The 7,954-nt window shown below is 64.3% G+C and carries 8 protein-coding genes; 2 read left to right on the top strand and 6 right to left on the bottom strand.

Annotated elements, in window-relative coordinates:
* Window positions 1–101: 101 nt before the first annotated feature.
* Window positions 102–1,613: an XRE family transcriptional regulator gene (locus J2S96_RS18590; RefSeq protein ID WP_306866831.1), complete on the top strand. Its 1,512-nt coding sequence runs from the start codon at window positions 102–104 to the stop codon at window positions 1,611–1,613.
* 30 nt (window positions 1,614–1,643) lie between these two features.
* Here J2S96_RS18590 and J2S96_RS18595 read toward each other — a convergent pair whose 3' ends face one another.
* From J2S96_RS18595 to J2S96_RS18620, 6 genes are read right to left on the bottom strand one after another with little or no spacing between them, the layout of a single operon-like run.
* Window positions 1,644–2,237 carry a dihydrofolate reductase family protein gene (locus J2S96_RS18595; RefSeq protein WP_306866834.1) on the bottom strand — a complete coding sequence of 198 codons (594 nt, stop codon included), beginning with the start codon at window positions 2,235–2,237 and terminating at the stop codon, window positions 1,644–1,646.
* 47 nt (window positions 2,238–2,284) lie between these two features.
* Window positions 2,285–2,818, bottom strand: a complete 534-nt coding sequence (locus tag J2S96_RS18600; protein WP_306866835.1) for a DUF6036 family nucleotidyltransferase — start codon at window positions 2,816–2,818, stop codon at window positions 2,285–2,287.
* A gap of 31 nt (window positions 2,819–2,849) precedes the next feature.
* On the bottom strand, window positions 2,850–2,975 hold the full coding sequence (locus J2S96_RS18605; RefSeq protein ID WP_306866837.1) for a hypothetical protein: 126 nt from the start codon (window positions 2,973–2,975) through the stop codon (window positions 2,850–2,852).
* 59 nt (window positions 2,976–3,034) lie between these two features.
* On the bottom strand, window positions 3,035–4,060 hold the full coding sequence (locus J2S96_RS18610) for a TAXI family TRAP transporter solute-binding subunit (protein WP_306866839.1): 1,026 nt from the start codon (window positions 4,058–4,060) through the stop codon (window positions 3,035–3,037).
* Window positions 4,053–5,477 (bottom strand): sensor histidine kinase, encoded by a 1,425-nt coding sequence (locus J2S96_RS18615; RefSeq protein ID WP_306866842.1) that lies wholly within the window; start codon window positions 5,475–5,477, stop codon window positions 4,053–4,055. The genes J2S96_RS18610 and J2S96_RS18615 overlap by 8 nt, the downstream gene beginning before the upstream one ends.
* Window positions 5,474–6,142, bottom strand: a complete 669-nt coding sequence (locus J2S96_RS18620; RefSeq protein WP_306866846.1) for a response regulator transcription factor — start codon at window positions 6,140–6,142, stop codon at window positions 5,474–5,476. Before J2S96_RS18620 ends, J2S96_RS18615 begins: the two co-directional genes overlap by 4 nt.
* Window positions 6,143–6,447: 305 nt before the next feature.
* On the opposite strand from J2S96_RS18620, the gene J2S96_RS18625 reads away from it, so the two are divergent.
* Window positions 6,448–7,830 carry an MFS transporter gene (locus tag J2S96_RS18625; protein WP_306866849.1) on the top strand — a complete coding sequence of 461 codons (1,383 nt, stop codon included), beginning with the start codon at window positions 6,448–6,450 and terminating at the stop codon, window positions 7,828–7,830.
* Window positions 7,831–7,954: the final 124 nt, after the last annotated feature.

The following is a 7,954-nucleotide window of genomic DNA, read 5'->3' on the forward strand; positions in this document are numbered from 1 at the left end:
GGTCTTCGCTGCGCCTTTGCATTTCCGATCGGCCGGGGCTTCTGTAGTTATTACTTTTCAGCACTTCCAAACGGCTTTCTAGATAGAAACCATGGAAAGAAGTGCACTTCTTCGCGTATTCTCAAGAAATGTCACCTGTGAGCTGGAACCGCGAAGTACCGCCGCCGTCGTCGTCTGCTTCTTCCGCCGAACTGGACGTCATCAGCCTGGGCCGCCGCGTGCGGTACCTGCGCAAGCAAGCCGGGCTGACCCTCGACGACCTGAGTTCCGCCGTCGGGACCGCCCCCAGCCAGCTGAGCCTCATTGAGAACGGCAAGCGGGAACCCAAGCTGGGCCTGCTCAAGCAGCTCGCGGCGGCCCTGGACGTGGGTATCGAGCAGCTGCTCGGTGCGGAACCGCCCAGCCGCCGCGCGGCCCTGGAAATCGAGCTGGAACGGTACCAGCGCGGACCCCTGTACGAGTCGCTGAACCTGCCGAAAATCCGTGTCAGCTCGCGGCTTCCGCTCGATGTCCTCGAGTCGCAAGTGGGCCTCCTGCAGGAGCTTGAACGAAAGCTCAACGAGCAGGTCGCGACGCCGGAAGAAGCCCGCCGCGCGAACGGCGAGCTGCGTGCCATGATGCGCGAGCGCGGCAACTATTTTCCGGAGTACGAGGCCGAGGCGCAGAAGGTGCTCAAGGGCGTCGGGTACACGGCCGGTCCCTTGAGCCAGCACGTCATTGCGGATATCGCGGACCACCTCGGTTTCACGCTGCACCACGTGGGCGACCTGCCCCATTCCACCCGTTCGGTGACCGATCTGAAGAATCACCGAATTTATCTCACGCAGAGCCAGCGGCAGGACCATGATCCGCGTTCGGTCCTTCTCCAAGCACTCGGACACTACGTTCTTGGCCACGAGACGCCCCGCAGCTACGGGGATTTCCTGGCGCAACGCGTCGCCACGAACTATTTCGCCGCGGCGCTCCTGTTGCCCGAACAGGCCACCCTGGAATTCCTGCAGAAGGCGAAAGCCGCCAAGGAGATCGCGGTGGAGGATATCCGGGACGCCTTTGCCGTTTCCTACGAAACCGCGGCGCACCGCTTCACCAACCTGGCGACGAAGCACCTTGGCATCACCACCCACTTCCAGAAGACCCACCAGAGCGGCATCATCTACAAGGCCTACGAAAACGACGGCATTGCCTTCCCCCAGGACCACACCGGCGCCATCGAGGGCCAGCCGGCATGCAAAGCGTGGACTTCGCGTGCCGTGTTCGACGTTCCGGACAAGTTCAGCGCCTACAGCCAATACACCGACACTGTCTCCGGAACCTACTGGTGCACGGCCCGAACCGAGCGCTCAGCGGCGGGGGAGTTCTCGCTCAGCATCGGGGTGCCGTACCAGCACGTGAAGTGGTTCCGCGGGCGGGAAACGACGGCGCGGGCTACCTCGAGCTGTCCGGACCCGAACTGCTGCAAGCGCCCGCCGGCGTCGTTGGCTTCTTCCTGGGCAGGCAACGCCTGGCCGTCCGCCCGCGCCCACTCGCACGTCCTGGCCGCCATGCCGCCGGGCGCCTTCCCCGGCGTCGACGAGACCGAGGTGTACGCGTTCCTGGAGGCGCACTCGCGGTAGCTTGCTTGGGTGTTGCTCAGGGGCGCCGGACTACCCCTTGAGGACCGGGTAGCTCAAGTGGGTGACGCCCACACCCTCGACGACGGTCGGGTTGCCTAAAGTGAGCGGCGCGCTCTCAAGGCGATCAAATAGCCGGATACCGGATCCGAGCAGTAGCGGAACCAGGTCAACGCGGATCTCGTCGAGCAGCCCGGCTTCGAGGCACTGCCGAATGGTGTCCGCCCCGTGCATGCCCACGAACTTGTCTCCCGCGGCTGCCTTTGCCTGCGCGACCGCGCTTTCCAGCCCGTCGGTGACGAAATACACCGTGGAATCGGCGGGAAGTGGCACCTCGGGTTCCTCGTGGGTCAGAACAAAGGCCGGCCCACCGAACGGATGGTGCCCGCCCCACGCTCCGGCTCGATCCGAGGTGCGACGCCCCGTGAGCATCGCGCCGACGTCGTTCTTCAAAGCGCGAAGGTACTCGGCGCTCGCCGGGGAAACGTGGAACGTGAAGTTAGGATCGGATGTCGGGACGTCGACGTCGCCTGAAAAGTACCAGTCGAAGACTTCGTCGACCCCGTCCTCGAGATCCGCCACGTAGCCGTCGAGGGACATCGACATGAGTGCAACTACCTTGGTCATTACCTTGCTCCTTCAGTTTCGGCCCGGTTTGGCCGGCCGGGGCCAGGTCAAACGGACATTGCCCAAGACAAAGCGGCACCGCGGCGGGGCTCGGACGGGTCTATCAGCCGGATTCTATCCACGAGCCGCACGCGCTCGATGAGGGATGACTCGATGAGCGCCAGAACGAACGCATGGTCCTTGGGTCGTGCCGCAATGAGCTTCGCCGCGCAGAGATCGTAAGGATCCAGGCAAAGCCCCGTGCTGTTCCGGGTCCGCTCACTCCGTACGCCGACGAGGCGGTACTCCCAGTCCTCCGGGAGCACCGCGGTCTCCCTTTCGGCCGCCTGGACATAGAACCCGAACTCTTTGTGGAACGGTGACCACTCACCGAGAGCGGAATCGATGCTGTCCGCAAGCGTGCCGGCGTCGTCGTCGGAAAACGGGGCAATGTCGACCGCGTCGGACGTGGTGATCGCCGCCGGTAGTTGGTCCTCCGTGAATGATCCCAGAATTGACTGGCTGCCGATTATGATCACGCGGTCGCCGTGGATGATGTCCGTAGCGGCCCGGATGGCGTGCTCAAGCTCATCGCGGCGCATGGCTGTACCGTACCCCCGGACAGGCCGATTGTCAGTAGCCGCCCCGCCGCCGCTCACGCTCAGCCAGAGCCCGACGGCGGAGCTTCCGCAGGATCTCCTTCACCTCGCCGGGTTGCGACGCGATGTAGTCATTCGCGGTGTCAAAGTGCCCTGGCATGCGCCCGCCCCTTCCAGACTCGGCGGCCCCGGCCCGCCGTCGTCGTGCTCTCAGCGTACCTAGCCGTGCAACTCACGGTAGGCCGCCGCGGCGGCCGGATGCAGCGGCACGCCTACCGTGCTGATAAGCGTCTCCGGGCTGAGGAACTGGACGCCCATGCTGGTTTTGGGAATGAGGTCCTGGGCATGGCCCACCAACAACTCCACGGTCTTCTTTACGACAGGACCGGGCAGGTCGTCCCGGCAGAGGAGCAGGTTGGCGACCCCGACCGTCCACACGGCTGGAATGTCTTGGTAGCTGTTCCGCGGAACCAGGACGCGATCGTAGAAGGCGCCGAAACGTGACCGCGTCGCCGGGATCTGGCCGGAAAGATCGATCAAGCTGAGCCTGGCGTCTTTGTTCATGGCCGTGACGGCGGACGTCGGGACGCCACCAGACCAGAACAGCGCGTCCACGGATCCGCCACGGAGGGCTGCGAGTCCCTGGTTCAGGCCCAGGTTCACTTCCTTGAGCGTTTGTCCCGCGGACGTTGGGGCGTCCGCGGAGAGCCCCGCGGCCGCGATGATGCGGTGGGCGGTCAGCGATGTCCCGGAGCCGGCTTCCCCGACGGCCGCGGTCTTTCCGGCGAGCTCGCCGAAACTGCGGATGCCGCTGTCCTGCCGGACGATGCAGTGGACATAGTTTTCGTACACCTTCCCCAGGGCCACAATCCTGCCGGCGTTCGTGGACGCCTGCTGTGCCGCCGTATCGGCAAGTGCGACGGCGAAACTCGCCTCACCGTCGAGGAGCCGCCGGATATTGTCGAGGCTGCCGCCAGTTGTCAGGGGCTGCGCCTTCTCGGCTATTCCTTCGTGCTGGAGCAGGTCCGCGAGGAGGGTCGAGAACTCCAGGTAGAAGCCGCCGGACTCGCCGCCGGCCACCGTCAGGGAACTCGGACGTTCGTAGGCCATGCAGGAGGTGAGCGGCAGGAAGAGGCCGGCCAATCCCATCGCCAACCCGGCCTTCATCACTGATCGCCGCGGGGGACATGTCCAGCCTTTGCGTACGGCGCTTGGGAGGGCTGGAACGTTTGGAGCATCAGCCATGCGTGGCCTCCCCTCCGGCCGGAGACGGAAAGACGATGCTGGCCACTAGCCCGTGGGGTGAACGTTCCTCAAGCACCAGCCGTGCTCCGTTGGCCTCCGCAAGCCGATCCACGATGGTCATGCCCAGGCCGTTGCCGCGAATGTGCTTGTGTTGGGGAGCCCTCCAGAACCTGGTTGTGGATGAAGCCCTTTCGTCGGCCGAAAGTCCGGGACCGTCGTCGGACACCTTGATCGCCACGGTGCCCGCGCCGGACCGGATGGCAACCTCGATGTGGGCGCCGGGGGCGTACTTGACCGCATTGGTGAGGAGTTCGCCCATCATGTGGGCCAATTCGTCGGCGTTGCAGGCGAGTTGCGCCGGGGGATCCGGCGGCGCATCCAAGATCAGCGATGCTCCCGTGCGCAGCGCAGCGGGTCCGGCACGCTCTACCTCTCCATGGAGCACCGGGAATGGGTCGATAAGCTCCAGTGCGGCGGGGGCAGGCCCACCCGTTCCGCGGGCTGAGCCTTCGAAAGCCTTGTGCTCTGCCGACGCCAGCTTCAACACTCCTTCCAGGATCTGTTCCACGCGCTCCAGCTCGGCCACGACGCCCGCGGCCGCCGCTTTCTCCGCGCCGGTTTGAAGCTCCAACTGCAGCAAGTCGATCCGCAAGCGCAGCGCACCAACGGGATTTCGCAACTCGTGCGACGTGTCCGCGATGAGTTGGCGTTGGGAGTCCATGCTTTCGCTGACCGTCTGCGCCATGGCGCTGAAGGAACGGCTTAGTTGCCGTAGCTCGGGTGGGCCGTCTTCCGGGAGCTGGCTGGTCCTGCCTGTGGCTTCGAGTTCCATGACCGCTGCGTTCAGCCGGTGCACCGGACGCAAAACCCAGCCGGTCACGCGTTCGGCGGCCAGGATCAGCAGGGCCCCGAGCGCGAATGCCGCAAGCCCGACCACGAGCCAGCGGTCCCGCAGTTTCTGTCGCGCCGCGTTCAGGTCGACTTCCAGGACGGCTTCGCCGAGCACTTGGCTCCCGGTACCGAAGGACTTGGCGATCACCTTGGAATCGGTTCCGAACGGTTGAAGGGCGGGGATCGTGGTGTCGCTGAGGTTCAGGCTTGCCTTGGACAGGGCGTCCTGGACGTCCGCCCGGTCCTCGCCCAGGCCGCCGGAGCGCAGTGTGCCCTGCTGTAGGCGAACCAGGATGCCTTCGCCGTACAGGGCGGAGTACCCGTCCATTTCCCGCTGCAATTGCGTGGAGTCGTTGTCCAGGGCCGCGTCGTAAGCCACCTGCGCAAACCGGTTCAGGGCTGCGACCCGGTTGATTTGGACCTCCTGGGTGAGCTCCCTGCTGGCCGACGCCAAGATGATCGAGGAAACTCCGATCACGATGAAGATGGCCAGCATGCTCAAGACACCCAGGACGCGCAATTTCACGCCGGATCAGCCTCAACCCGGTAGCCGATACCCCGGACATTGATGATGAAGCCAGGCAGCTTAAGTTTTGCCCTCAGCCCCGTCAGGTGCACGTCAAGGGACCGGGACGACGCGAGGAAGGCATCACCCCATAGCGCATCCAGGATTTGTTCCCGGGTGACCACCGAACCCGCATGCCGTGCGAGGAGCGCGAGCAACTCGAACTCGGTGGCCGTCAGGGGGAGCACACGGGAACCCACGGCTGCCACCCGACGGTCGAGGTCGACGTCGAGATCTCCCAAGGTGATGCTGTGCGGCTTGCCCGCGCCGGGGCGGGCCGAGCGCCTGGTGACAGCTTCGATTCGCGCGAGCAATTCCACTAATTTCACGGGTTTGACGAGGTAGTCGTCCGCCCCGGACCGCAGGCCGAGGACCACGCTTCGCTCATCGTCCCGGGCAGTGAGGATCAGGATTGGAACGTGCGTTACCTGGCGAAGCTTCCGCAGGACCTCCAGCCCGTCCAGGTCCGGGAGCCCCAGGTCCAGCAGGACAACCTCGAAATCGCGATGGACCAGCAAGGCGTCCGAGCCGCGCGAGACCCTGCTCGATTGGTGGCCGGCGGAGACTACTGCCGCGCCGAGGGCAGCTGCCATGGAGTCGTCGTCTTCGACGATGAGCACCCGCATTGCATAGTCCTTTTCAGTGTTTGGGGCGGCAGTTTCCGGCAGTTGCGCCCCGTTCTGGAGCGTACCCCCATTACCATGCCTGCCAAAACCTAAGGAAGTGTTAGGAATTGCCCGTCCACCTTGGATGTGCCGTGGCTCACGAATAGTTTGGCTTGTGTCCTTCGCACCAAAAGGACCCAGCCGGCCCCGAATGAAAGGCCATGAGCGAGGACGCCATGGCAGGGACTTCACAGGCTGGGACTCCACGCGCAGGACTCACATCAGTCACGGCTGCCGATTGCGGCGTCGTCCAGGAAGGTTCATTGATGAGCACCCAACAAGCAGCGCCCCGGAGCGAGGCCGCGCAGACCCGCAAGGCAGTAGGCAATATCTTGAAAGGCTCTGCGGGCAACCTCGTGGAGTGGTACGACGTGTACATCTACACGGCGTTCTCAGCCTATTTCGCATCCCACTTCTTCAGTTCCAAGGACCCGTTGCAAAGCAACCTGGAGGCCATGGCGGTCTTCGCCGTGACATTCCTGATGCGCCCGATTGGCAGCTGGTTCTTCGGCCGCTTCGCAGACCGCAAAGGCCGCAAAGCCGCACTGACCTTGAGCGTGACCATGATGTCTGCCGGTTCCTTCGCCATCGCGATCCTGCCCACCAAAGAGGTCATCGGGGTATGGGCGCTGTTACTGCTGATCCTGATCCGGCTGATCCAGGGGTTCTCCGTTGGCGGCGAGTACGGAACAAGCGCCACCTACATGTCCGAGGCGGCGACGTCCAAGCGGCGCGGCTTCTTCTCCTCCTTCCAGTACGTCACGCTGATCGGCGGACAGATGCTGGCATTGCTGGTCCTGGTGATCCTCGAGCAGCTGCTTGGCAAGACGGCACTGGGTGAATGGGGTTGGCGCATCCCGTTCCTCATTGGCGGTGTGGCGGCCTTGGTGGTTCTGTGGCTTCGCCGCTCCATGGAAGAGACCATTTCCGCCGAACAGACCGCCGCAGCCGCGCATGCTCCCGCGGCGGGCGAAGCCCAGCCGGGCACACTGAAGCTGCTGCTCACCAGGCATTGGCGGGCCCTGCTCATCTGTATCGGGGTAACGCTCGGCGGGACCGTGGCGTTCTACACGTACACCAACTTCATCCTGTCCTTCATGCAGAACACCAGCGGCATAGCGAAGGAAAGCAGCAGCCAGATCAACTTCTGGGCGCTGTTGATCTTCATGTGCCTGCAGCCGGTCTATGGCATGGTTTCGGACCGTGTAGGCCGCAAGCCCTTGCTCCTGTGGTTCGGGATTCTGGGCGTGCTCTGCACGTGGCCGCTGCTGTCCGCCTTGAGCGCGACCAAGGATCCGTTCGTGGCCTTCCTGCTCATGATGGGCGGGCTCTTGATCGTGGGCGGTTACACGTCCATCAATGCCCTGGTGAAGGCCGAGCTCTTCCCCTCATCCATCCGGGCGCTCGGCGTCGGCCTGGGCTATGCGGTGGCCAACTCGCTGTTCGGTGGCACCGTTCCGCTGGTGGGAGCCGCGTTCCAGAAAGCCGGGCAAGTGGAGGTCTTCTTCACCTATGTGAGCGTGGCCATCGGGATCTCGCTCTTGGTGTACATCTTCGCCCTGAAGAACAAGAAGCCTACCCATCTCGACGACGAGCAAGGCAGCGCCTTCGGCTCTCCGCTCGTGGACAAGGACTCCGTGAGGGCGTAAAACCGGGGTGCCCGCCATCGTGCCCTGTCGGACGCCCGGTCAGGTGTGGCGGGTTTTCCCGGGACGCCCGGTCGGGTATGGCGGGTTTTCCCGGGACGCCCGGTCAGGTGTGGCGGGTTTTCCC

It is taken from the genome of Arthrobacter bambusae, from assembly GCF_030812595.1.
Lineage (GTDB): Bacteria > Actinomycetota > Actinomycetes > Actinomycetales > Micrococcaceae > Arthrobacter > Arthrobacter bambusae_B.